The following is a 23,065-nucleotide window of genomic DNA, read 5'->3' as shown; positions in this document are numbered from 1 at the left end:
TGACGCTGATCGTTGGGCCTTCGCGGCGACATGCGCGATGGCCCAACGGCGACAGTCGCCCGTCGTCAGCGGTTGTCCGTCACCCACACGCCGCCCTCGAAGCGGCCGATCTCAGCGGCTGCGTCATCGATGGAGACGACGCCATCGTCGATCCTGACGGCCTGCCCCGGGTAGAGGCCGATGGTCGAGGCCTCGCGCAGCCGCTCGGGATCTGAGTCGTCCACCCGCAGGACCGTCGCCTCGCCGTCGGCGGCCTCTTCCAGGGGAATCGCCTGCCGTGGGGGGACGGTTCCGTCGGGCCGCGGGATCGGGTCTCCGTGCGGATCGTACTCGGGTCTGCCGAGATGCTCATCGATCGCCTCGATGAAGCGCAGCGACACGGCGTGCTCGAGAGCATCGGCCTCGTCATGGATCTCGTCCCAGGAGTAGCCGAGGCGGCTGTGCAGAAAGGTCTCGATCAGGCGGTGGGCGCGCACCATCCTCAGCGCGTGCCTCGTGCCCTCCTCGGTGAGCGTGACCGATTGATACCTGCGATGCTCGACAAGTCCCTCGCGCGCCAGCTTGGCGATCGACTCTGACACGGTCGAGGGCGACAGCCCCAGGTCACGTGCGAGCCGTCCCGTCGTCACCGGTTCGTCAGACCATTCGGTCGCGGACCAGATGCGCTTGAGATAATCCTGTGTTGCCCTCGTCAGTTCCGCCATAGCCCCTCCTTCGACTCCAAGGCTATTGTCAGGCCCGCCGGGAACAAACCCAAGGTTGTTGAGGTTGAGTATGTATGTGAATGATCAACGTGACGAAGACGCCACCGATGAATCGGGAATCCTCCGCCTGCTGCGACGTGAGGAGCCGACCGAGAACATGTCGATCGCAGTCGGCCTCCTCGATCGGATCGATCAGGCCCGCTGGATGGGCGAGGTCCTCGACCGAGCCGTCGAGGAGGCCCTCAATCTTAAGCCTGCCCAGGTCAATGCCCTCAAGGTGATCGCAGGCGGCCCGTGCACGCTCGAGACGCTGTCGATCCGACTTGGGTTCATCGACGAGGCGGCCGCCCCCATCGTCGATTCGCTTATCGAGCGCGGCTTCGTGCTCGCGGCACCGACGGGCCTGTTCCATGCGACGGAGGCGGGGCTGGCCACGGTCGATCGCGCCGAGGCGATCCGGTACCGCAGCGCAGACCTCGCCTCCAGTCAGCTTGGTGCTGAGCAGCTCGAAGAGCTGGTCAGTGGGATCGACGCGAGGGTCAGCAGTGAGCGGCGGCTGCGGCGAGCGTGAGCGCGCCCTGGAAGCGAAGCTCGCGGTCCTCGGCCGACATGTTCTGTGAATCGTCGAGGAGATGATCGGACACGGTGAGGACCGTGAGGGCCTCTGCGCCGTGCTGGGCGGCGAGCATGTAAAGCGCCGCCGTCTCCATCTCGACACCGAGGGTTCCCATGTCCGCGAGCTTCTGCACCTGCGCAGGGTCGTTCCCGTAGAACTTGTCCCGTGAGACGACCGGACCGACATGGACCGCCATGTCGCCATCGGCGGCCGCAACCGCGGCCGAGAGGAGCCTCCACGAAGCCGTGTGCGAGAGGCTGATGCCGGGGACGACGTCGGTCACCGAGGAGTCCGTGTGGGCGCCCATGGCGACGACGACGTCGCCGACCTTGACCTTCGCCGCCATGCCCCCGCACGTTCCCACGCGGATGATCCGCTTGACGCCGTAGAACATGAAGAGCTCGCTCGCGTAGATCGCGAGCGATGGCTGGCCCATGCCCGATGCCATGACGGAGAGCGGCTTGCCATTATATTCGCCGGTGTAGGCGCCGATGCCGCGGACGTCTGAGACCTTGTCCGCGTCCGGCATGAGAAGGTTCGCGATCCGCTCCGCACGACGCGGGTCTCCGGGCATGAGGACGGCGGGCGCGATGGAGCCCTCGGGGCGCTGATGTGTGGGGTGGGCATAGTGCTCCTTCAGAATCGATTGGTATCGGCCAGTCTACGGTCGCGCCGCCTTCGACGGCGGCGTAACGGCACGCGGATTCTCTTGACGAGCCCCGCCGGTCGCACCGGCCGGGAACACGCGTCACCGTGCGGTGGCGCGGTCGATCAGCCACAATGGGGCAGAGCCGTGCCGACGGCGCCAGCGAAAGGAAAGCTCTATGTCCCAGCAGGGAGGGCCGCAGGGCCCCAATTATGACCAGGGCATGAACCATCAGCCCGCCCCGTCCGCCTACTCAGCACCGCAACCGGGTCAGCCGGGTATGCAGCCCGGGCAGCCGCCTCTTGGGCAGCCGCACCCCTACGGCCACGGCTACGGCCAGCCATCCGGCTACGGTGCGCCGCATCAGCCCAGCGGATTCGTGTCGCTCTTCTCCACGAGCTTCCCGCACCGCGGCCCCCAGTCGCTGCTCAGCATCGTCATGCTTCTCGGCATCGTTGCATTCGGCATCTTTGGTGGCTACGCTCTATTTGATCTCCTGACCATCCTGACCGCTGACTATGGTCCGAGTGCGATGGGGATCGTGACTTCCATACTTCGCTTCGCGTTCCGCGTGGCGATCGGTCTCGTCCTCCTGGGTCTGCTCCGTGTGATCCTCGAGCACGTCGCCCGCACCGACAAGAAAGCCGATTAGTAGATCAATTGAGCTCCCATTACCGGATGGTCGCCTTCGACCTTGACGACACACTCGCGCCTTCCAAGTCCCCGATGCCTCCTCGGATGGCAGAGGCGCTGGTCGAGCTTCTCGACTGCGCCGACGTCTGCATCATCTCCGGGGGTAACGTCACCCAGTTCGAGAAGCAGGTCCTCGACCAGCTCGTGGCAGGCGAGTCCGCCCTGGAACACCTCCACCTCATGCCGACATGCGGAACGCGCTACATGCGCTTCCAGGACGGCCGGTGGGTGACGGTCTATGCCCACGATCTGACCGACGATGAGCGCACCTCCGCTGTGACCTCGCTGCGTGAGCGCGCCGCGGAGCTGGGGCTGTGGGAGGACCAGACGTGGGGCGACGTCATCGAAGATCGTGGATCACAGATCACCTTCTCGGCCCTCGGCCAGGAGGCCCCCATCGATGCGAAGCGGGCGTGGGACCCGGACGGCTCGAAGAAGGAGGCCCTCCGTGAGGCCGTCGCCGGTGACCTGCCCGACCTTGAGGTCCGCTCCGGCGGGTCGACCTCGATCGACATCACCCGGGCGGGCGTCGATAAGGCCTTCGGGATCACCCGCCTGTCCGAGTACACGGGCGTCGCATTCGACGACATGATCTTCGTCGGCGATCGACTCGACCCGGGCGGCAACGACTACCCCGTCGTCGCCCTCGGCTGCAAGACGTACGCCGTGCGGAACTGGGAGGACACCGCCGATCTCGTTGAGAGGCTTGTCGACTGCTTTCCGGCGGAGACGCGCAAGGCCTCTGTCTGACGGCAGTGAGAACTGCTCCCCAGAAGTGAACTGAGATGAGTTCACAACTGGGGAGCAGTTCGCTTAGACCTGGATCCTCTGCGCCGAGCGATCAGCGTTCCGATCTACGTTCCGGCCAGCAGCCTCCGCAGCTCGGCGAGCCTCGGCACGCCGACCAGCCGCCATTCCTCGCCCTCGGGGCCGAGCGCGAGGAGGGTCGGGGTGGAGGTGATGCCCGCCGCCATGGCACGCTCCGGGTGATCGGACGCGTTGACCTCGGTCAGCGTGAACTCGAGGTCGTTCGACGCATAGTCGAGTACCTGGCGGGCGGCGCGGCACGGCGCGCAGAACCCCGTCGTGAACAGGACGAGATCAGGCATCGGCGCGACCCTCGGGGCGAACCTCCTCGCCCGGTGCGACGGGACCCGGGGGAGTACCCTCGCCGAACGGGCGGCCGCCGAGTGCCTCCCGGCCGTGCTCGGACAGCCACCCCGAGTTGTCGGGGCCCGCGGGAACGATCCCGGAGGGGTTGATGTCCGTGTGGACCTCGTAGTAGTGGCTCTTGATCTGCTGGAAGTCGATGGTGTCCCCGAAGCCGGGGGTCTGGAACAGGTCCCGGGCGTAGGCCCACAGCACCGGCATTTCGCTCAGCTTCGAGCGGTTGGTCTTGAAGTGGCCGTGATAGACGGCGTCGAAGCGCACGAGCGTGGTGAAGAGCCGCACGTCGGCCTCCGTGATCGTGTCCCCCATGAGGAAGCGGCGGGTCTCCAGTCGATCGGAGATCGTGTCGAGTGCGTCGAACAGCCTCGCGTAGGCCTCGTCGTAGGCGGACTGGGAGCCGGCGAATCCGCAGCGATAGACACCGTTGTTGATCTCGGTGTAGATGTACCGCATGAGGGGGTCCATCTCCTCCCGTAGGTGCTCGGGATAGAGATCGGGTGCGCCCTCACGGTGATGCTCCACCCACTCGGTCGAGAAGTCGAGCGTCATCTGCGCGAAGTCGTTCGTCACCACCGCGCCGTCGCGGGTGTCGACGAGGGCGGGGACCGTGATTCCGAGCGGGTAGTCGGGGTCCCGCTTGAGGTAGGCGTCCTTCAGTCGGTGGATCTTGAGGACCGGGTCGACTCCACCCTCGTCGAGATCGAACGTCCACGAATCCGCGTCATGTGTCGGGCCGGGCATGCCGGCCGGAATGACATCCTCAAGGCCGAGCAGGCGTCGCACGATGAGGGTGCGGTTGGCCCAGGGGCACGCACGTGCGGCGATGAGCCGGTAGCGGCCCGACTCCACCGCGTAGCCGCTCTCGCCGCCGCGGGTGACGCGAGTCGTGATGTACCGGGAATCCCGTTCGAATGATTGGCCCGGCACAGAGTAGACCCCGCCCGTCGTATGTTCCGCACGCTCACTGTCAGCCACAGCTCTCCCTCCGTAGGTTTTCATGTCTACGGGTGTCAACTGCCGTGTGCGCGCGATAATTCCATGTTCGCTCCAAGCGTCCGCCCGGCTCGCCGCTCCGGCTGGCTGGTGTCGTCGTCGGCGGGGGCCGATCCGCCGGCGGATCTGGAGGGGGCTATGGGCTGAGTACCACGTCTGAACAGGTGTTCCCAGTCGTGGATCGGTTGCTACCATGAGGTCGCCGGCACCGTAGGTGCGACAGCTCACTTTGACGAAACGGATCCCCGATGGCCGATTTTGACAGCATGACCGACGAGGAGCTCGACGCCTATCTCGCCGCGCGCGAGACACCGCGTCCCGCCGCCCCGGGGGCGGTCGAATTCGGCTGGCTCATGGTCGTGAGCGGCCTCGTCGGAGCGTTCGCATCCCTGCAGCTCCTGTTCGGCCAGCGCGCCCTCGAAGCAGACCCCTTCGCGAACCTGTCGTGTGACGTCAACGAGCTCCTGTCGTGCTCGACCTTCCTCACGTCGTGGGAGGGCAGCCTGCTCGGATTCTCGAACAGCTACCTCGGCATTGCCGCCTTCCTCGCCATGATCTTCACGGGGGTCTATCTCCTCGCGAGGAGAAGCCTGCCCACCTTCATGTGGGCGGGCATGGCAGCGGCGGCTGCGCTCGGCCTGCTCGCCATCCTCTGGTTCCAGTACACGTCCTTCAGCGCGGGCACGCTCTGCCCGTGGTGCCTCGTCATCTGGGCCGCCCTCATCCCCTTCATCACCCAGGCCGCCGGCCAGGCCCACGCGAATCTCACGGATGGGACAAGCCCGCTGTGGCGCTACCGCTGGGCGATCATCGGGCTCTGGTTCGCAGCCGTCATCGCCTTCGCCGGCATCTACTTCCTCGACACGTGGAGGATGATCCTCTCCTGACGGCAGGCTCAGTCGAGCGACGTGAGCTGCGCCGGCACGTGCTGGCCGTGACCGGCGTCGATGAGGGCGGTGCGCAGGGTCATCATCGACGCGTCCAGCTCCTCGGCCGGCACGTTCTTGCGTGCCGAGGCGAATGCGAGGGCCTTCTCGCTCACCATGGGAATGACGTGGAGGTGGCAATGCGGCACCCCGTACCCGGCGATGACGAGGCCGGACCGTGGCACGTCGAAGGCCGTCTCCTGGACCCGGGCGATGATCCGGGCCACTCGGAACAGATGGTCGGCTGTCGCGTCGTCCAGGTCGATGAACTTGTCGATCTCCTCCCGGGGAACCACCATGACGTGGCCGTCTGCATGCGGCTCGATCGTCGCCATGACGACACACACGTCGTCGGCCCACACGAACCTGCCGGGAATTTCGCCTGCCATGATCTTCGTGAAAATGCTCATGTGCTCAGTCTATTCCCTGTCATCCCGTGGACCGGGGGAGGAACGGTGTGGGCGCTGCGCTAGAGTTGACGGCGATACGAAGGGAGAACTATGTCCGAGACGACCGAACATCCGCATCGGTACACGGCAGAGCTCGCAGGCGAGATTGAGAGCCGCTGGCAGGATCGATGGGATGAGGAGGGCACGTACCACGTGCCGAATCCGGTGGGTGACCTTGCTGGAGACGTCTCGCCGGAGAAGTTCTACCTCCTCGACATGTTCCCGTACCCGTCTGGCAAGGGCCTTCATGTCGGCCACCCCTTCGGATACATCGCCACCGATGTCGTCGGCCGCTTCCAGCGCATGCTCGGCAAGTCGGTGCTGCACACGATGGGGTTCGATGCGTTCGGCCTGCCAGCCGAGCAGTACGCCGTCCAGACCGGCCAGCACCCCCGCATCACGACCGAGCAGAACATCAAGAACATGAAGCGGCAGCTTCGCCAGATCGGTCTCGGGCACGATCAGCGCCGCTCGTTTGCGACGACCGATGTCGACTACGTCCGGTGGACGCAGTGGATCTTCCTGCAGATCTACAACTCGTTCTACGACGAGAGTGCCGAAGGCCGCACTCCCGGCACAACTGGGCGTGCCCGCCCGATCTCCGAGCTGATCGCCGAGTTCGAGTCGGGCCATCGTCCCGTCCCGTCGGGCGCGCACTGGGCTGATCTGAGCGAGCCCGAGCGGGCCGCGATCATCGACGACCATCGCCTCGCCTACATCTCTCACGCCCCCGTCAACTGGTGCCCCGGGCTCGGCACCGTGCTGGCGAACGAAGAGGTGACGAACGAGGGCCGGTCCGAGCGCGGCAACTACCCCGTCTTCCGCCGCCAGCTGCGCCAGTGGATGATGCGGATCACCTCGTATGCCGATCGACTCGCCGCCGATCTCGACACGGTCGACTGGCCCGAGAAGGTTGTGGCGATGCAGCGGAACTGGATCGGCAGGAGCAACGGCGCGTACGTGACGTTCGCGGCCCACGGCGCCGACCGCGACCACGACCTCACAGTCTTCACCACCCGCCCTGACACGCTCTTCGGCGCGACGTTCATGGTGGTCTCTCCGGAACACCCGATGCTCCAGGACGGCGCGGTGCCGACGGAGTGGCCCGAGGGCACGAAGGACGCGTGGACCGGTGGTGCCGCCGACCCGCGCTCCGCAGTGTCCGGCTACCAGGCCGCCGCGCAGAAGCTCGGCGATACGGCGAGGACGAGCGATGAGCGGGAGAAGACCGGCGTCTTCACCGGCATCTACGCGACGAACCCCGTCAACGGCGATCAGGTCCCGGTCTTCACCGCCGATTACGTCCTCATGGGATACGGCACCGGCGCGATCATGGCCGTGCCCGCCCACGATCAGCGCGACTATGACTTCGCGACCGCGTTCGAGCTGCCGATCGTCCTCACGATCCAGCCTCCCGCGGACTTCCCCGGGGATTCGGCGTACGTCGGCGACGGCGAGGTCATCAACTCGGCGAACGACGAGTTCTCGATCAACGGTCTCGACAAGGCCGCCGCCATCGCCACCGTGTCCGACTACCTCGCGGAGAAGGGGACGGGCCTGCCGGCCGTCACCTACCGCCTGCGCGACTGGCTGTTCTCCCGCCAGCGCTACTGGGGCGAGCCGTTCCCCATCGTCTACGACGAGGACGGCCGCGCCTACGACCTGCCCGAGTCGATGCTTCCCGTCGAACTGCCGGAGACCCCCGACTATTCGCCGCGGTCGTACGACCCGGACGATGCGGAGTCGATGCCGGAGCCGCCCCTCGGGAGGCTGAAGGACTGGGTCGCGGTTACCCTCGATCTCGGCGATGGTGAGCGGACGTACTACCGCGACACGAACACGATGCCGAACTGGGCCGGCTCGTGCTGGTACGAGCTGCGCTACCTCGACCCGAATAACGACGAGGCCTTTGCGGCCCGGGAGAACGAGGAGTACTGGATGGGGCCGCGCCCGGAGGCGGGCAACCACTCGGGCGGTGCCGACCTCTACGTCGGCGGCGTCGAGCATGCTGTCCTCCACCTGCTCTACGCCCGCTTCTGGCACAAGGTCCTCTTCGACCTCGGCCATGTCTCGTCCTCGGAGCCGTTCCACAAGCTCTTCAACCAGGGCATGATCGAGGCCTACGCCTTCACCGATTCTCGCGGACAGTATGTTCCGGCCGATGAGGTGGAGACGAACGAGGAGAACGGGGAGCAGATCTTCACCTACCGCGGCGAGCGGGTCAGCCGCGAGTACGGCAAGATGGGCAAGTCCCTCAAGAACACGGTGACGCCGGAGGAGATCAGCGCCGAGTATGGCGCCGATACCTTCCGCGTGTACGAGATGTCGATGGGCCCCATCGAGCAGTCGAGGGTGTGGGAGCCGCGCGCGGTTGTCGGTGCTCAGCGCTTCCTCCAGCGCCTGTGGCGCAATATCGTCTCCGAGGAGACGGGTGAGACGATCGTCGCCGACGTACCGGTCTCGGAGGAGACGGCACGCCTCGCCGCCCGTACTGTCACCGACGTGCGGACGGAGTATGAGGCGATGCGGCCGAACACGGCGATCGCGAAGCTCATCGTGCTCAACAACCACCTGACCTCGCTCGACGAGGTCCCGCGCGAGGTCGCAGAGCAGCTCGTCGCCATGGTCGGCCCTGTCGCCCCGCACATCGCGGAGGAGCTGTGGGCCCGCCTCGGCCACGAATCCTCGGTGGTCTACGCGCCTTTCCCGACGATCGATGAGGCTCTCCTCGTTGAGGACACGGTCACCTGTGTCGTCCAGGTCAAGGGCAAGGTGCGCGACCGCATCGATGTTGCGGCCGAGATCTCCGACGAGGAGCTGACCGAGCGCGCACTGGCGCTGCCGAGGATCCAGCAATTCCTCGAGGGTGAGCCCCGCAAGATCATCGTCCGGGCACCCAACCTCATCAACATCGTTCCCTAAGGAGAGATATGGACAGCGTCAGCGAGGCGACATTCGGCGGCAGGGCCTGGCGGCTTACGCATGCCGGGGCGACCGCCCTCGTGGCCGCGCGCGGCGCCACCCTCATCTCGTGGGACCCGGGCGTCGGCGAGAGCATCGTTGCGGGTTATGAGACCCCCGAGGAGCTTGCGGAGGGCAGGGGTTCGCGGAGCCGGATCCTCGCACCCTTCGCGGGCCGGATCAACCACGGTACCTTCACCTGGAACGGCCGCTCCATCAGCCTGCCGCTCGCCTCCGATGGGCACGCTCGCCACGGCCTCGTCTCGGGACTGGACTTCACGTCCGTATCCCGGGGTCCGACCCTGCAACTGTCGGCCGAGCACGAGGCGGATGACATCTGGCCGTGGTCGTTCGCGGTCGACGTCATCTACGCCCTCGGGGTCGGCGAGGTCGGGTCCTACCGCCTCTCGATCGACATCTCCGTCACGAACCTGTCGCCGGAGAAGGCACCGGTCGGCATCGGCTGGCACCCTCTTCTGCGGTTCCCCGGCGGGGGGAGGATCACGGATCTGGGACTGACAATTCCCGCCCGCAAGCGCGTTCTCACCTCACAGGACCTCATCCCGCTGCCCGGCGAGTCCGCCTACGCCGGGATCCACGCGCCCGTCATCATGGACCGCGTCGGCAGCGAGAGGATCGATGCCGCTTACACCGGCCTTGTTCCAAACGACGAGGGTGTCGTCAAGACCTCCGTGTCGAACCCGCTGACAGGGAAGACGATCTCCCTCATCCAGGAGCCCGCCGAGGCGCCCGTCGTCGTTGTGTGGACGGGCGATGGGCTTGAGCGAGGCGCTCGCGAGGCGATCGCCCTCGAGCCCTACTCCCACGTGCCCGACGCGGTCAACAGGGCGGATGCGTCGGCGTCGATCGGCCTCATGCCGGGCGCGACGCGGTCGATGACGGCGACCCTCGTCTACTCGTAGGCAATCCGCTCAGCGACGGCGGGTGCCGAAGATCGTGCGAGAGATCTCGCGACCGAGCGTGCGGGCACCCGACTTGAGCAGCGCGTCGACGACGCTGTCACGGCCGCGCCCGGTCTGCTGACGCCTCGCGGCCTGCTCGGCCTCTCTCCTGTGGCGCTCGGCCTCCTTCTCGGCCGCCCGCGCCCGCGCCTCCTGCTCCTCACGCAGTGCCGCGTCGGCCTCCGCCTGCAGCGCTGCCGCCTCCTCGGACTCGATACGGGCAGCGAGAAGCTCGGTCGCGGACTGGGGGTCCACGCGTTCGGCGTAGGTCGCCGCAAGCGGAGACGTGGACAGGATGTGCTGGACCGTCGCGTCATCGGCCGGTCCCATGTCAGCGGCCGGCGCCCATAGGCGTGTGGGTGCGACGGGGGAGGGCCGCCCGGCCGTGTCGATGACCGTGACGAGCGCTTCGCCGGTTCCGAGACCCGGGAGGATCTCCTCGAGGTCGAGAGGCGATTCCGGGAAGGTCCTCACGGTGTCGCGGAGGGCCTTCTGGTCGTTGGGGGTGTGGGCCCTCAGGGCGTGCTGGATCTTGGCTCCCAACTGCGCGAGGACATCGGCCGGCACGTCCTTCGGGGTCTGGGTGACGAAGATGATGCCGACACCCTTGGATCGAATGAGGCGCACCGTCTGTGTGATGGCGTCGAGGAACGCGGGGGAGGCCCGGTTGAACAGCAGGTGTGCCTCGTCGAAGAAGAACACGAGCTTCGGCCGATCGAGATCGCCGGCCTCGGGGAGGATCTCGAACAGCTCGGCGAGCAGCCACATGACGAATGTGGAGAACAGGCGCGGCCGATCGGCGAGGCTCGGCAGCTCGAGAATGGAGATGACTCCGGTGCCGTCCCGGGTCTGGAAGAAGTGCTCGGGGTCGAAGGCCGGCTCGCCGAAGAACTCATCTCCGCCCTGCGACTGCAGCACCGCGATCTCCCGGAGGATGACACCGGCGGTCGCCGAGGCGATGCCACCGATGTCCTTGAGGAGGTCCTTGCCCTGGTCCGTGAGGAAAGAGACGACCGAACGCAGATCGCCGAGATCGATGAGGGCGAGACCCTCTCTGTCCGCCCAGTGGAAGATGAGGCTGAGGGCGGCCTCCTGCGTGGCGTTGAGATCGAGGATCCGAGCGAGCAGCAGGGGGCCGAACTCGGTCACGGTCGTCCGAATGGGAATGCCGGTGCCGACGCCGCCGAGTGCATAGAACGCCGTGGGGAAAGCGCGTGGCTGCCATTGCTGGCCCTGGTCGGCGCAGCGCGCGGCCAGCTTCTCGCTGTCCTGGCCCGGTTCGGCCAGTCCCGTGAGATCGCCCTTGATGTCCGTGAGGAACACAGGGACGCCCGAGGCAGACAGCCCCTCGGCGAGCAGTTGGAGGGTGCGGGTCTTGCCCGTGCCAGTCGCGCCGGCGATGAGCCCGTGGCGATTGAGCATCGGCAGTGACAGGGTGACTGGGACATCGGCCTGCGGCAGGCCCTCCTCGAGGAGCACGCCGATCTGCAGGGCGTCATCGACCGCGTAGGCGTCCTTGACCTGGCGCGCGTAGTCCGACAGACCCTCCGACGCGGGTGGCTCTGTCGGGGCCTCGGGCTCGGCATCCGGGCTCGTGGCGCGTCGCGCCGCCCGTGCCGCGTCGAGCGCTGCCTGGGCTGCCTCCGCCGCCGCGCGGGCGGCCTCCGCCTTCGCGGCCGCCGCAGCAGCTTCGAGACGTGCGATCTCTGCATCATCCATAAGGGTCAGCATAGGGGCGCGGTCCCCAGCGCGCCCGCGGATCGTCTGTCCTCAGAGAATTCTCCTCATCCCTCGTCGATCCTCCGCACAGACAACAGTGGGGGCATGAAAGCGAAAGACCTCGTACGCACCGCGTACCGCGTCGGCACGGGCGAGGACATCATGGCGCCGCCCGAGCAGGGCAGGCGCACAGCGCGCCTCGCCTTCGACGGGCGGTCAGCGGCCCTCGCCATCCTTGTTCTGTCGCTCGTGGCCGGGGTTCTCGTCGGGTGGACGATGTCACGGCCCGTCGAGGTCCACGCACTCCCGCCCGCGACGACCGCCCCGGCCGGCGCCCCACAGGAGGAGAGCTCAGCGGCCCCGGCGTCCCTCGCGGAACCGCAGCCGAGCGAGGAGCCGGGCACGGTCACGGTCTATGTCTCAGGCAGGGTCAACAGCCCCGGCATCGTCGAGCTGCCGCAGGGCTCGCGAGTTGCTCTTGCAGTCGAGCGGGCGGGCGGCATGAGCGCGGAGGCCGACTGGGATGCTCTCAACCTCGCCCGCGTCCTCACCGACGGTGAGCACATCGTTGTGCCCGCACCCGGAGAGGCGGCGCCCGTGATCCAGCCCGAGCAGCCCGGTGGGCAGGACTCCGCGACGCCGGGCCTCATCGATCTCAATTCGGCAGGCGCCGCCGAGCTCGAGTCCCTCCCAGGGGTCGGCCCCGCCATCGCACAGCGGATCATCGACTGGCGCGAGACGAACGGGCAGTTCACCAGCACCGAGGAGCTGATGGAGGTGTCCGGCATCGGCCCGGCGACCTACGAGGATCTGCGCGATCGTGTGACCGTATGAGCCACGGGGATCTTCGGATCCTGCTCGCGTCGGCGGCCTGGTGGCTGGCCGCAGTCGGCACCCTCCTCGAGGGCGCCGGATTCGTCATCACGCTTGTCCTCCTCGGCGCAGGGTCCCTCTACTGCACGCGGCTCGTGCTGCGGCACGTCGGACGGGACTCGGGGATCCGCTACTGGGCGCCGACGCTCGCCGTGCTCGCCGCAGCCGCGATCTGCTCCGCCGGCCTCACCGCCGCCCATCAGCACCTGGCGTCCCAGGGGATCCTGGCCCGCCTCACCGAGGAGGGCGCCGTCGCACGGCTGGAGGGCACGATCACGTCCTACCCGAATCCCGCGGGTGACTGCGTCCTGAGGACCATGCGCGTCGATCGGGTGAGCGGCAGGGGCGAGACCTCCGTCGCCTATTCGTCGGTGACACTGCTCGGAGGTGACGAGCTCCTAGCACTCGATCTGGATGAGAGCATCGACGTCTTCACGCGATTGGAGCCGACCGAGCGGGGCTCCCGGGAGATCGCGTGGGCGACCATCGTCGGTGACATGCGAGTGACTGCGCCAGCCGGGCCCGTGTCACGCTGGATCGCTGCGCGTGCAGCCGGGCTCTCCGCCAACCTCAGCGGTGAGCTGCCACAGATCCAAGGCCTTGTCCCGGGACTCGCAATCGGCGACGACTCGGGACTGCCGGAGCAGCACGGTGAGGCCCTGGCGGCCGTCAACCTCACTCACCTGACGGCGGTCTCGGGCTCCCACGTGTCGATGATCTGCGGACTGGCCGTCGCACTCGTCGGGCGCCGGCGGCGCATCATCTCAGTCGCTGCGGCGGGCGGAGTCCTTGCCGCCCTCATCGTCGCAACCGGCGGACAGCCCTCGGTGCTCCGGGCGGGTGTCATGGGAGTGGTTGTGCTGGCAGCGGTATGGCTGCGGCGCCCGAGCAGCGCCCTTCCCGCCCTAGGCGTGTCGATTGTCGTCCTTGTGGCGATCGAGCCGCCCCTCGCTCTCGCCTACGGGTTCATCCTGTCTGTCGTCTCGACCGCGTCGATCATCACGTGGGCGCGTCCGGCGGCGGCACTCCTCGCGCCCGTTCTCACCGTGCCGGGAGCGAACCTGCTCGCCGTCCCGATCGTCGCGCACCTCGCGTGCGCGCCCATCATCCTCCTCCTGTCGGAGACAGCCTCCCTCTGGTCGGCCCTCGCGAACGCGCTCGTCGCACCGCTCGTTCCCGCCGGGACGATCTTCGCCCTCGGGGGCCTCATCCTCGCAACCGTCCCCGCGGCGGGCCCCGCGCTCGCGTGGCTGGCGGCCCGGTGCGTGTCATGGATCGACATTGTCGCCGGTGAGCTGTCGGGATGGCCAGGGTCCGGAATGGACGGTCGGCTCGTCATCGCCGTCTACACCGCAATCCTCGTGGTCTCCTGGCTCATCGCCAGGACCGGTCTGCGCGCCACGTGGATTCTTGCAGGAGCGATCGGACTCAGCGCGCACCGGCTCGTACCCGCTCCAGTACCCGACTGGGACATCGTCCAATGCGACGTGGGCCAGGGCGCCGCCACGCTGGTGCGACTCGACGGTCTCGTCTACCTCGTCGACACGGGCCCGCCCGAGTCACGTCTGGGGGAGTGCCTGTCGGCTGCGGGCGCAGATGTCGATGTCCTCATCCTCACCCACCTCCACGCCGACCATGTCGGAGGGATCGAGACCGCGTTGGACCGCGGCGTACGCGAAATCTGGGTGGGGCCGGGCATGACGGTTCAGATCGACGGCCGGGCCGAGGGTCGGCCTGTGCGGGAGGTGTCGGCGGGCGATCGGTTCGGTGGTCTCGACATCCTGTGGCCCGATGGACCGGCCGACTGCTGGGATGAGAGCTGCGAGAACGACCAGTCCGTTGTCCTCAGAGTCCACCTGGGCAGTCGCTCACTCCTCCTGACCGGCGACCTCGAAGAATCCGCGCAGCGCAGACTTGCCGGACGCAATATCGCTGCCGACATCGTTCTCATCCCGCACCACGGGTCCGGGAACCGCAGCGACGCCTTCGTCGATGCGGTCGGGGCGACGCTCGCACTCCTCTCCTACGGGGAAAACACCTTCGGGCACCCGGCCGCGCAGACGGTCGAGCGCTACAGCCGCAGCGCCGAGATCCTCGCAACCGACGGCGGTGACATCTTCCTCCGAATCGATGAGTGAGCGGGCGCCCGATCGGACCTGTCGGGCGACCATGGAATACTGGGACCATGGCACAGGCAAAGGGCGTTTCATGGGACTCGGCGACACTGGCACCAGTCGTTCTCATCAAGTCGAAGGAGGAGGCGCTCGCGGACCGAACGTGGGAGTCCCTCCTCGGCCAGGCCCGCCGGCAGGATCCCGATATCGAGGTCGTCAAGCTCGACTCGCTCTCCTACACCGCGGGCGACCTGGCGGTTCTCGCCAGCCCGTCGCTGTTCGGCGGTGCGAAGATCGCCCTCATCGGGGATCTCGAGAATATGGGGGAGGAGCTGCAGTCCGACCTCATCCAGCTCATCGGCAATCCCAGCCCCGACCTCTTCCTCGTCGGGGTCCGCAACGGCGGCAACCGTGGCGCGAAGGTGTTCACCGCCTGCGACAAGGCGGGCCTGCCGGTCATCAGCATCGACGAGGTCAAGTGGGACAGCGATAAGCTCGCGCTTATCAAGTCCGATGCTCGACGGGCGAAGCGCGCCCTCACCGAAGACGCGGCTCACGCGCTGGTCGACAGCCTCGGCAACAATGTGCGTGAGATGCTTGCCGCGCTCCGGCAGCTCTTCAGCGATGTCGAGGGCACCGTCGGTGAGCAGCACGTGAAGACGTACTTCGGCAGCCGCGTTGAGGCCGATGGTTTCGAGATCGCGGATGCTGTCGTCGCCGGCAACACCGGCCGCGCCCTCCAGCTGCTGCGTCACGCCCTGGCGACCGGCACGTCCGAGGTCCTCATCATCGCCAACCTTGCGTGGAAGTTCCGTCAGCTGGCGCACGTGTCGGCATCGATGGGTCGCGGTGGGCGCGACGTTACCGTCCCGGGCAGCCCTCGCCAGATCCGAGAGGCCCAGAACAGCCTCCGCTCCTGGTCGGATGCCGCTCTCGCCGGAGCGATCACCGCCATCGCCAAGGCGGATGGGGACGTCAAGGGCTTCCGTGGCGAATCTCAGGATGCCCAGTACGCGGTCGAGCGATGCCTGCGTCAGATCAGCGCCGCGCGACGCCTCTGAGCGGCGATGCCGCGCGACCCGGGCGGCGCGATCGACAGAAGAAGGGCGGCACATCGTGCCGCCCTTCTTCACACCTGCTGACTACGCGCTGAGCGAGGAGACAGCCTTGGCGAGCTTCGACTTGCGGGTCGCAGCCTGGTTCTTGTGGATAACGCCCTTCGACACGGCCTTATCGAGCTTACGGCTGGCGGTCCTCAGGGCCACGTCGGCCTCGTTCTTGTCGCCGGCGGTGACGGCGGCGCGAACCTTGCGCACGTACGTCTTCAGCTCGGCCTTGTAGGCCTGGTTACGGATGCGACGCTTCTCGTTGGTGAGGTTGCGCTTCTTCTGCGACTTGATATTTGCCACGTTCTCAATTCTTTCGTCATACGGATGCGAATGTCTGCTCGGTCAGTGAGGGCTCCGCCATGACCGGGACTGGGGCGTGGGGCACCCCGTGGAGTGGTCGGTGGCTTACGACCTGCGTATCGACCAGATAGCAAGTCCGATGAACAAGAATATCAGCTAGCGGCGGTGAATCGAACTGACAGCCCGCGCCACATGTGTGAACCTCGTCTTATCGAGACGGCCGCCCTCGCGACGGATCGAGTCCTTGTGGGCGATGAGAAGGCGATCGATGCGCACCTCGGAGGGCCTTCCCTGCCGGTCCCAATCGCCGCTGCCGATGTCGACCCAGCTCCGGCCGAGATGATCCTCGCGGCTCGAGTCTCCGCCGTAGTCGACGTGGTCCTTCGAGGTCATCTGCGCATAGATAACGGCGTCGCCCAGGCGGGCGAGCACAAGCACCGGGCGATCCTTGCCCTGTGTCGGATCGTCCTCGTACGGCACCCACGTCCACACGACCTCCCCCGGGTCGGCATCTCCGTCGGGAGAGGGATCGTAGGAGAAGGAGGCTCTGCCATGGATCGCCGGCGAGTACTCGACGGCGTCGTCCTGTGGTCCGAGAGGCGCCTGGCCGCGCTCCCGCGCAGCCGGACGCGGGCTCTGAGAGCGGTCGCCTCGGGAGAGCACGTCCCTGACGAGACGACGTGTCTCCGGGGCGTTGGCGACGGACTTGGCGAGGTTGACTGCACGATTGAAGAGACTCACGCCATCCACCGTAGACGGAAAGCCGGGTCGACGTGGTCACATCGCGCCGGTTGGCGGATGTGGGGCCGATGCACTCAGTCCTGCCGCCGGAAGCCCTCGCTGCTGAAGAGCAGCTCGGTGAGCTCGACGTGGACCTCTTCAACCTTCGGGATGTCTTGGAGCCGCAGCGGGTTGTCCGCCGATGTCTCGAGGATGAGGGTGCCGCAGCCGAAGATCCGATCGATGAGATCGTGTTCGTAGGCGACATTCGAGATCCGGGCGAGGGGGATGTCATGCCCGTTCTTCGAGAGGATCCCGGTGCGGGTGATGATGCGCCGGGACGTGATGGTGTAGGTGTCGGTCAGCCAGCGCAGCCAGGGCACAACGACTCTCCAGATCGCGATGATGACGCTCGCGGCGATGACGGCGTACGTGCCCCACGGGTCCGCGGAATTGGGCATGACAAGGATTGCGGTGACGACGGCCGCGATGAGAAGGATGGCGATGATGCCGGAGAGGAACAGCTCTTTGACATGGCTGTGCATGTGGCGGACGACGACTTCGTCCTGGCCGAGGTATCTGCGAGGGAGGCCCATACGGCAATAGTGGCACAGCGGGTGGGTTTCCGTACTGCCATTGAGGCCGCCTGCCTCACGTGATGATGGCGGTGACGATGAGGAGGAAGAAGCCGAATGGTCCGGCGAGGGCGGCGAGCGCCCCGGAGATGATCGTGATCCTGAGGTCGTCCCGAAGGTAGGGGGCCTCGACCGTTCCGCCCGCGGCTGCGATGGCTGCACGCTGTGCCGCGTGGACGCGGGGCATGACCCTGGCCGTGCGCTGGGAGGCTTCGAAGGAGGCGTCCTGGAACCGCTGGCGGGCATCATCCTCCGACAGTGTCCGGCCGTCCCGCGTCACGATCTCGGTGCCGATGGTCTGGTCTTGGAGCTTCTCGAGCTCATCGACGTACCGAGAGAGCCGCGCCAGTCGGATTCCGAAGACGAGGACGCCGGCGCCGAGGATGGCGCCGAGCACGAGGGGGATCCACGCTCCGAGGCTTCCCTCGGCGACTGCCGAGACTGTCAGCCACAGGAGGATCGCGACGATGACGCCGTTCACCCACACCATGAGCTTCCCCGGTCCCCGAAGCAGGCGCACGAGGAGGGGCAGGAACACGGATAGGGCACCGGGCAGAGCACTCATGAGCACAGCATTCCAGAATTCTCGGCCGCACTGGTGGGATCTGGCCCCACGTAATCGCAGAGCGAACACGGCGAGAGAGGTCACGACAGGTGGATCGCCGCATGAAGGCGGGACGTGGGTAGACTGGTGCGGAATATCCGAAGGAGACCAGTGTCCAAGAATCCCACCCAGTCGCTGCAGCCGGCGAATACGCCCGCTGACCGGTTGCGGAACTTCTGCATCATCGCACACATCGATCACGGCAAGTCGACCCTTGCCGACCGGATGCTGCAGCTGACCGGCATCGTCGACGAGCGCGCCATGCGCGCCCAATACCTCGACCGGATGGACATCGAGCGCGAACGCGGGATCACCATCAAGTCGCAGGCCGTCCGCATGCCGTGGACAGTCGACGGCACCGAGTATGTGCTCAACATGATCGACACTCCCGGTCACGTTGACTTCTCCTACGAGGTCAACAGGTCGCTGGCGGCCTGCGAGGGAGCGATTCTCCTCGTCGACGCGGCGCAGGGTATCGAGGCCCAGACGCTCGCGAATCTCTACATGGCACTCGAGAACGACCTGACGGTCGTCCCCGTCCTCAACAAGATCGACCTGCCGGCGGCTCAGCCCGAGAAGTACGCGGAAGAACTCGCTTCCCTCATCGGCGGCGAACCCGAGGACTGTCTGCGCGTGTCCGGCAAGACCGGTGTCGGCGTCGCTGAGCTGCTCAACCGCATCGTCGGCGAGATCCCCGCACCGACGGGTGATCCGGACGCACCCGCGCGAGCGATGATCTTCGACTCCGTCTACGACTCCTACCGCGGGGTCGTGACCTATGTGCGCGTCAAGGACGGCCTGTTCACGCCCCGCACGAAGGTCACGACGATGTCGACCGGCACGAGTCACGAGCTGCAGGAGATCGGAGTCATCTCTCCGGAGCCGATTCCGTCGAAGGGTCTCGGGGTCGGCGAGGTCGGCTACCTCATCACCGGGGCGAAGGACGTGCGCCAGACGAGAGTCGGCGACACCATCACCATGACGGCGCGTCCGGCGAAGGATCAGCTCCCGGGATATGTCGAGCCCAAGCCGATGGTCTTCTCCGGCATCTACCCGATCGATGGCTCCGACTTCCCCGCGCTGCGTGAGGCGCTCGACAAGCTGCAGCTCAACGACGCAGCCCTCACGTTCGAACCCGAATCATCGGCGGCGCTCGGCTTCGGCTTCCGCTGTGGGTTCCTGGGACTTCTCCACCTCGAGATCATCCGCGAGCGTCTCGAGCGCGAGTTCGGCATCGACCTCATCGCCACCGCACCCTCCGTCATCTACGCGGTGCAGACTGACGACGGCGAGACCATCGAGGTGACGAACCCATCCGAATTCCCCGACGGGAAGCTCGCGGAGATCTCGGAGCCGATGGTCCAGGCCACGATTCTCACGCCGTCCGACTACATCGGCGCAGTCATGGAGCTGTGCCAGGAGCGGCGCGGGTCGATGGGGGGCATGGACTACCTGTCGGAGGACAGGGTCGAGATGCACTACAGGCTGCCGCTTGCGGAGATCGTGTTCGACTTCTTCGACCAGCTGAAGTCGCGGACCCGCGGGTACGCGTCCCTCGACTACGACATGGACGGCCAGGAGGCCGCCGATCTTGTCAAGGTCGATATCCTCCTCAATCACGAGAAGGTCGATGCGTTCTCCGCCATCGTCCACCGCGACAAGGCCTACGCCTACGGCGTCGACATGACCGGCAAGCTCAAGGGCCTCATCCCGAGGCAGCAGTTCGAGATCCCCATCCAGGCGGCGGTCGGCTCTCGAGTCATCGCTCGAGAGACGATCAAGGCACTCCGCAAGGACATGCTCGCCAAATGCTACGGCGGCGACATCTCCCGCAAGCGCAAACTCCTCGAGAAGCAGAAGGAGGGCAAGAAGCGCATGAAGAACATCGGCAGGGTCGAGGTTCCGCAGGAGGCGTTCGTCGCAGCCCTCACCTCCGACCAGCCCACAGCAAAATGAAGTGGCTCCTTCTCGTCGTCATCATCGTCGTCGTCCTCATCATTGTGGGGCGGTCAAACCCGCCCTCCGAAAGGTAGCCGACCGTCGGGGGAGTGAAGCCATGCTCGTCACCCATATCTGCACTGTCTCCGCGCTGACTCCCGTCGATATCGGCCGCGTCGGCGTGACCGCCATCGACAAGAAGCCCGTCGAGGGGCCGGTCCGCGTCGGACGGCTCGGACTCTGGGGCGACGTTCAGGCGGACCGAGCCAACCACGGAGGTGCGGACAAGGCCGTGTACGCCATGTCCAACGAGGAGATGGCGTGGTGGGAACGCGAACTCGGTGAGGAGTTGGCGCCGGGGGTGTTCGGCGAGAACCTCCGGGTCGACGGCCGCGTCGATGATCTCATCATCGGCAGTCGGATCCGATTCGGCACCGCGCTGCTCGAGGCGACCGGCTGCCGGACTCCCTGCCGGACCTTCGAATGGTGGCGCGGCGAGAAGGGCTGGATGAAGCGCTTCATAGCCCGAGGCCGCTCGGGGACCTACTTCCGTGTCATCGAACCGGGGCACGCCCAGGCGGGGGACCGGCTCGAGGTGCTGTCAGTGCCGAACCACGGGGTGTCGGCCGGCGGCTGGTTCCGCGAGCGCCCCGCCCCTGCGCAGGACCTCATCGACTCCCACAACCAGGGCGAGTTCACGCTCGCCCCCTATGTCATCAAGCACATGCCGAGCGAACTGAGAGAGGGCATCATGCCAAGAGACGAGCAGGTGCAATGAGCGGATACCGCAGGATCACAAGCTTTGTCCCCCGCGGGGGACGTATTCCCGACCGCCAGAAGAGGACCCTGGAGCGGCACGGAGACACCTACATCATCGATGCCGCGCGCGATGAGTACACGCTGCTCGAGGCTCCCGACCTGACGGCGTCGTTCGGCCGGGAGGCGCCCCTCATCGTCGAGATCGGGGCCGGGGCCGGCGATCAGGTCGTCGCCCACGCCGCGCAGCACCCGGAGAACAATTACCTGGCCTTCGAGGTGTGGTGGCCCGGCGTCGCATCCGCCGTGTCCCGGATCGTCCGCGAAGGCGTGACGAACGTCCGGCTGATCTCAGCGGACGCCGTCCTCGCGCTGCCGCTCCTCTTCGGCTCCAATCCTAAACCCGTCGAGGTGTGGACGTTCTTTCCCGACCCGTGGCCGAAGGCCCGGCATCACAAGCGCCGGATGATCACGCCGGACTTCGCCCGCATCGTCGCCGACACGCTGCCCGAGGGCGGCATCTGGCGCCTCGCGACTGACTGGGACGACTATGCGTGGCAGATGAGGGACTCGATCGCGGCTGTCCCTGAACTCATCAACCTCCATCTCGGCGAGCGTATCGACGATGACGACCCGGCCGAGGCCGGGATCTCCGGCGGATTCGCGCCCCGCTGGGAGGGGCGAATCATCACCCGCTTCGAAACCCGCGGGCTGGACGAGGGCCGGCGGATCCACGACCTGGAGGTGCGCCGTGGCTGACCTGCCCGACGGTGAGAAGGCTCCCGAGGACGGCTCTCTTCCCGACATCTCCATGGAGCGGCCGCTGTCCGCCTACATTCACGTGCCCTTCTGTGAGGTGCGGTGCGGGTACTGCGACTTCAATACGTACACCTCCGATGAGCTGGGGCCGGGGGCGACGCCCCAGGAGTACGACGGGGAGCTGCTCAAGGAGATCGCGCTCGCGGGCACTGTGCTCGACGGTGGGCGACCCCTCGAGACCGTGTTCTTCGGCGGCGGCACCCCCACGTACCTCAAGGCCGGCCAGCTCACGCACATCCTCGGTGTGCTCGAGATGGTGTTCGGATTCGAACCCGGTGCGGAGATCTCGACCGAGGCGAACCCCGAGACGGTCGATCTTGCCTACCTTCAGGAGCTGCGAGCGGCCGGTTTCACGCGAGTATCGGTCGGCATGCAGTCCGCCGTGCCACACGTGCTCGCGACTCTCGACCGACTGCACACCCCCGAGCGGGTGCCGCACGTCATCGGCTGGGCGCGCGAAGCAGGCCTATCGGCCTCCCTCGATCTCATCTACGGGACTCCCGGGGAGTCGCTCGAGGATTGGCGGACCTCGCTGTCCGCCGCCATCGCCATGTCCCCCGATCACATCTCTGCCTACGGGCTCGGCATTGAGCCCGGAACGAAGATGGGCCAGCAGGTCAAGCGCGGCCTGCTGCCCAATACCGACCCGGACGACCTCGCGGCGAAGTACGAGATCGCCGACGAGATGCTGTCAGCCGCAGGGTACACCTGGTACGAGGTGTCGAACTGGGCCAAGCCCGGCCACGCCGCCCGGCACAACCTCGCCTACTGGCGTGGCGATAATTGGTGGGGATTCGGACCCGGCGCCCATTCCCATATCAACGGCACCCGCTTCTGGAACGTCAAGCACCCGCGTGCGTGGGCGCAGCGCCTCAACTCGGGGGTGTCTCCTGCCGCTGCGCGGGAGATCCTCAGCGAGAAGGAGCGGGCCGACGAGCAGATCATGCTCGGCATCCGCCTCGCCGAGGGGCTCCCACTGACCGCCGGAATCGCGAAGCCGGGGGAGGCGCCGTCTCGTGCCGATCTGGCACGGCGGCGGCATAAGACGATGGTGCTGGCGGCCGATGGCCTGCTGAGAAGCGATCAGCTGGCGCTCAGCCGCATGGTCCTCACCCTGCGGGGGCGACTGCTGGCCGACACTGTCATCCGTGAGCTCTGGGATTGAGCAGGCTCCACCCGTTGGCGCGACCCCTGCATGCTCTCAGCTGCGGGCGAGGGGGTCGTCCACGGCGGTGCAGCCACAGATGATGCCCTGAGCGGCGGGGCACCGGGGCAGGGATAGTGACAGGACGGCACCGCTGTGGAAGGATGACGGGATGGGGACCTATTCCCGCCCTGTGATCGAAGCGCCCGTTTTT

The 23,065-nt window shown here is 66.8% G+C and carries 22 protein-coding genes and 1 pseudogene; 13 read left to right on the top strand and 10 right to left on the bottom strand.

Annotated features, from left to right (window positions below; genetic code table 11):
* Nucleotides 1–65 precede the first annotated feature (65 nt).
* The gene (locus EJO69_RS03780; protein WP_126039419.1) at nt 66–704 is read right to left on the bottom strand and encodes a metal-dependent transcriptional regulator; all 639 of its coding nucleotides are present in this window, start codon (nt 702–704) and stop codon (nt 66–68) included.
* Between the two features lie 76 nt (nt 705–780).
* Here EJO69_RS03780 and EJO69_RS03775 point away from each other — a divergent pair, with 76 nt between their 5' ends.
* Entirely contained in the window at nt 781–1,275 is a 495-nt protein-coding gene (locus EJO69_RS03775; RefSeq protein WP_126039416.1) for a hypothetical protein, read from the top strand.
* Here the strand turns inward: EJO69_RS03775 and EJO69_RS03770 are convergent.
* Nucleotides 1,244–1,947: pseudogene (locus EJO69_RS03770) on the bottom strand (purine-nucleoside phosphorylase). The gene EJO69_RS03775 and the pseudogene EJO69_RS03770 sit on opposite strands and share 32 nt — an antisense overlap.
* 197 nt (nt 1,948–2,144) lie before the next feature.
* On the opposite strand from EJO69_RS03770, the gene EJO69_RS03765 reads away from it, so the two are divergent.
* Together EJO69_RS03765 and EJO69_RS03760 are read left to right on the top strand one after the other, a co-directional pair.
* Entirely contained in the window at nt 2,145–2,618 is a 474-nt protein-coding gene (locus tag EJO69_RS03765) for a hypothetical protein (RefSeq protein WP_126039411.1), read from the top strand.
* Nucleotides 2,619–2,644: 26 nt separating this feature from the next.
* Nucleotides 2,645–3,409, top strand: coding sequence for an HAD-IIB family hydrolase (locus EJO69_RS03760; RefSeq protein ID WP_126042315.1), 765 nt, complete (start codon nt 2,645–2,647; stop codon nt 3,407–3,409).
* A gap of 104 nt (nt 3,410–3,513) precedes the next feature.
* Here the strand turns inward: EJO69_RS03760 and EJO69_RS03755 are convergent, their stop codons facing one another.
* Together EJO69_RS03755 and EJO69_RS03750 are read right to left on the bottom strand one after the other, a co-directional pair.
* Nucleotides 3,514–3,768: a thioredoxin family protein gene (locus EJO69_RS03755; RefSeq protein ID WP_126039408.1), complete on the bottom strand. Its 255-nt coding sequence runs from the start codon at nt 3,766–3,768 to the stop codon at nt 3,514–3,516.
* Entirely contained in the window at nt 3,761–4,804 is a 1,044-nt protein-coding gene (locus EJO69_RS03750; RefSeq protein ID WP_245993758.1) for a glutathione S-transferase family protein, read from the bottom strand. The genes EJO69_RS03755 and EJO69_RS03750 overlap by 8 nt, the downstream gene beginning before the upstream one ends.
* A gap of 266 nt (nt 4,805–5,070) precedes the next feature.
* Between EJO69_RS03750 and EJO69_RS03745 the strand changes: the two genes are divergently transcribed.
* On the top strand, nt 5,071–5,709 hold the full coding sequence (locus EJO69_RS03745) for a vitamin K epoxide reductase family protein (protein WP_126039402.1): 639 nt from the start codon (nt 5,071–5,073) through the stop codon (nt 5,707–5,709).
* Between the two features lie 8 nt (nt 5,710–5,717).
* Here EJO69_RS03745 and EJO69_RS03740 read toward each other — a convergent pair whose 3' ends face one another.
* Nucleotides 5,718–6,158: an HIT family protein gene (locus tag EJO69_RS03740; protein WP_126039399.1), complete on the bottom strand. Its 441-nt coding sequence runs from the start codon at nt 6,156–6,158 to the stop codon at nt 5,718–5,720.
* A gap of 90 nt (nt 6,159–6,248) precedes the next feature.
* Between EJO69_RS03740 and leuS the strand changes: the two genes are divergently transcribed.
* Both leuS and EJO69_RS03730 read left to right on the top strand, forming a co-directional pair.
* The gene (gene leuS, locus EJO69_RS03735) at nt 6,249–9,119 is read left to right on the top strand and encodes a leucine--tRNA ligase (RefSeq protein ID WP_126039395.1); all 2,871 of its coding nucleotides are present in this window, start codon (nt 6,249–6,251) and stop codon (nt 9,117–9,119) included.
* A gap of 8 nt (nt 9,120–9,127) precedes the next feature.
* Nucleotides 9,128–10,081, top strand: a complete 954-nt coding sequence (locus EJO69_RS03730; protein WP_126039392.1) for an aldose 1-epimerase — start codon at nt 9,128–9,130, stop codon at nt 10,079–10,081.
* 9 nt (nt 10,082–10,090) lie between these two features.
* Here the strand turns inward: EJO69_RS03730 and EJO69_RS03725 are convergent, their stop codons facing one another.
* Entirely contained in the window at nt 10,091–11,839 is a 1,749-nt protein-coding gene (locus EJO69_RS03725; RefSeq protein WP_126039389.1) for a helicase HerA-like domain-containing protein, read from the bottom strand.
* 105 nt (nt 11,840–11,944) lie between these two features.
* On the opposite strand from EJO69_RS03725, the gene EJO69_RS03720 reads away from it, so the two are divergent.
* The 3 genes from EJO69_RS03720 to holA are packed head-to-tail and all read left to right on the top strand — an operon-like array spanning nt 11,945 to nt 15,887.
* Nucleotides 11,945–12,673, top strand: a complete 729-nt coding sequence (locus EJO69_RS03720; protein WP_126039386.1) for a helix-hairpin-helix domain-containing protein — start codon at nt 11,945–11,947, stop codon at nt 12,671–12,673.
* A complete protein-coding gene (locus EJO69_RS03715) occupies nt 12,670–14,850 on the top strand; it encodes a ComEC/Rec2 family competence protein (RefSeq protein ID WP_126039383.1) in 2,181 nt (726 codons plus the stop codon). The genes EJO69_RS03720 and EJO69_RS03715 overlap by 4 nt, the downstream gene beginning before the upstream one ends.
* A 47-nt stretch (nt 14,851–14,897) precedes the next feature.
* Entirely contained in the window at nt 14,898–15,887 is a 990-nt protein-coding gene (gene holA / locus EJO69_RS03710; protein ID WP_126039380.1) for a DNA polymerase III subunit delta, read from the top strand.
* Nucleotides 15,888–15,968: 81 nt separating this feature from the next.
* Here the strand turns inward: holA and rpsT are convergent, their stop codons facing one another.
* The 4 genes from rpsT to EJO69_RS03690 all read right to left on the bottom strand — a co-directional run bounded on the left by rpsT (nt 15,969) and on the right by EJO69_RS03690 (nt 18,155).
* Nucleotides 15,969–16,235, bottom strand: a complete 267-nt coding sequence (rpsT, locus tag EJO69_RS03705; RefSeq protein ID WP_126039377.1) for a 30S ribosomal protein S20 — start codon at nt 16,233–16,235, stop codon at nt 15,969–15,971.
* 156 nt (nt 16,236–16,391) lie between these two features.
* Nucleotides 16,392–16,976 carry a type II toxin-antitoxin system PemK/MazF family toxin gene (locus EJO69_RS03700; protein ID WP_245993755.1) on the bottom strand — a complete coding sequence of 195 codons (585 nt, stop codon included), beginning with the start codon at nt 16,974–16,976 and terminating at the stop codon, nt 16,392–16,394.
* 74 nt (nt 16,977–17,050) lie between these two features.
* Nucleotides 17,051–17,551, bottom strand: coding sequence for a PH domain-containing protein (locus tag EJO69_RS03695; RefSeq protein WP_126039372.1), 501 nt, complete (start codon nt 17,549–17,551; stop codon nt 17,051–17,053).
* 55 nt (nt 17,552–17,606) lie between these two features.
* Complete coding sequence (locus EJO69_RS03690; protein WP_126039369.1) at nt 17,607–18,155, bottom strand: hypothetical protein; 549 nt, start codon at nt 18,153–18,155, stop codon at nt 17,607–17,609.
* A 150-nt stretch (nt 18,156–18,305) separates the two neighbouring features.
* Here EJO69_RS03690 and lepA point away from each other — a divergent pair, with 150 nt between their 5' ends.
* The 4 genes from lepA (at nt 18,306) to hemW (ending at nt 22,872) form a co-directional block, all read left to right on the top strand.
* The gene (lepA, locus tag EJO69_RS03685) at nt 18,306–20,150 is read left to right on the top strand and encodes a translation elongation factor 4 (protein ID WP_126039366.1); all 1,845 of its coding nucleotides are present in this window, start codon (nt 18,306–18,308) and stop codon (nt 20,148–20,150) included.
* A 100-nt stretch (nt 20,151–20,250) separates the two neighbouring features.
* Complete coding sequence (locus EJO69_RS03680) at nt 20,251–20,910, top strand: MOSC domain-containing protein (RefSeq protein ID WP_126039363.1); 660 nt, start codon at nt 20,251–20,253, stop codon at nt 20,908–20,910.
* Complete coding sequence (gene trmB, locus EJO69_RS03675; RefSeq protein ID WP_126039361.1) at nt 20,907–21,647, top strand: tRNA (guanosine(46)-N7)-methyltransferase TrmB; 741 nt, start codon at nt 20,907–20,909, stop codon at nt 21,645–21,647. The genes EJO69_RS03680 and trmB overlap by 4 nt, the downstream gene beginning before the upstream one ends.
* Nucleotides 21,640–22,872 carry a radical SAM family heme chaperone HemW gene (hemW, locus tag EJO69_RS03670; protein ID WP_126039359.1) on the top strand — a complete coding sequence of 411 codons (1,233 nt, stop codon included), beginning with the start codon at nt 21,640–21,642 and terminating at the stop codon, nt 22,870–22,872. The genes trmB and hemW overlap by 8 nt, the downstream gene beginning before the upstream one ends.
* The last annotated feature ends 193 nt before the right edge of the window (nt 22,873–23,065 follow it).

Origin of the sequence: Flaviflexus salsibiostraticola (assembly GCF_003952265.1) — a bacterium.
In the GTDB taxonomy this organism is placed as follows: Bacteria; Actinomycetota; Actinomycetes; order Actinomycetales; family Actinomycetaceae; genus Flaviflexus; species Flaviflexus salsibiostraticola.
This window is presented reverse-complemented; position numbering and strand designations above follow the sequence as displayed.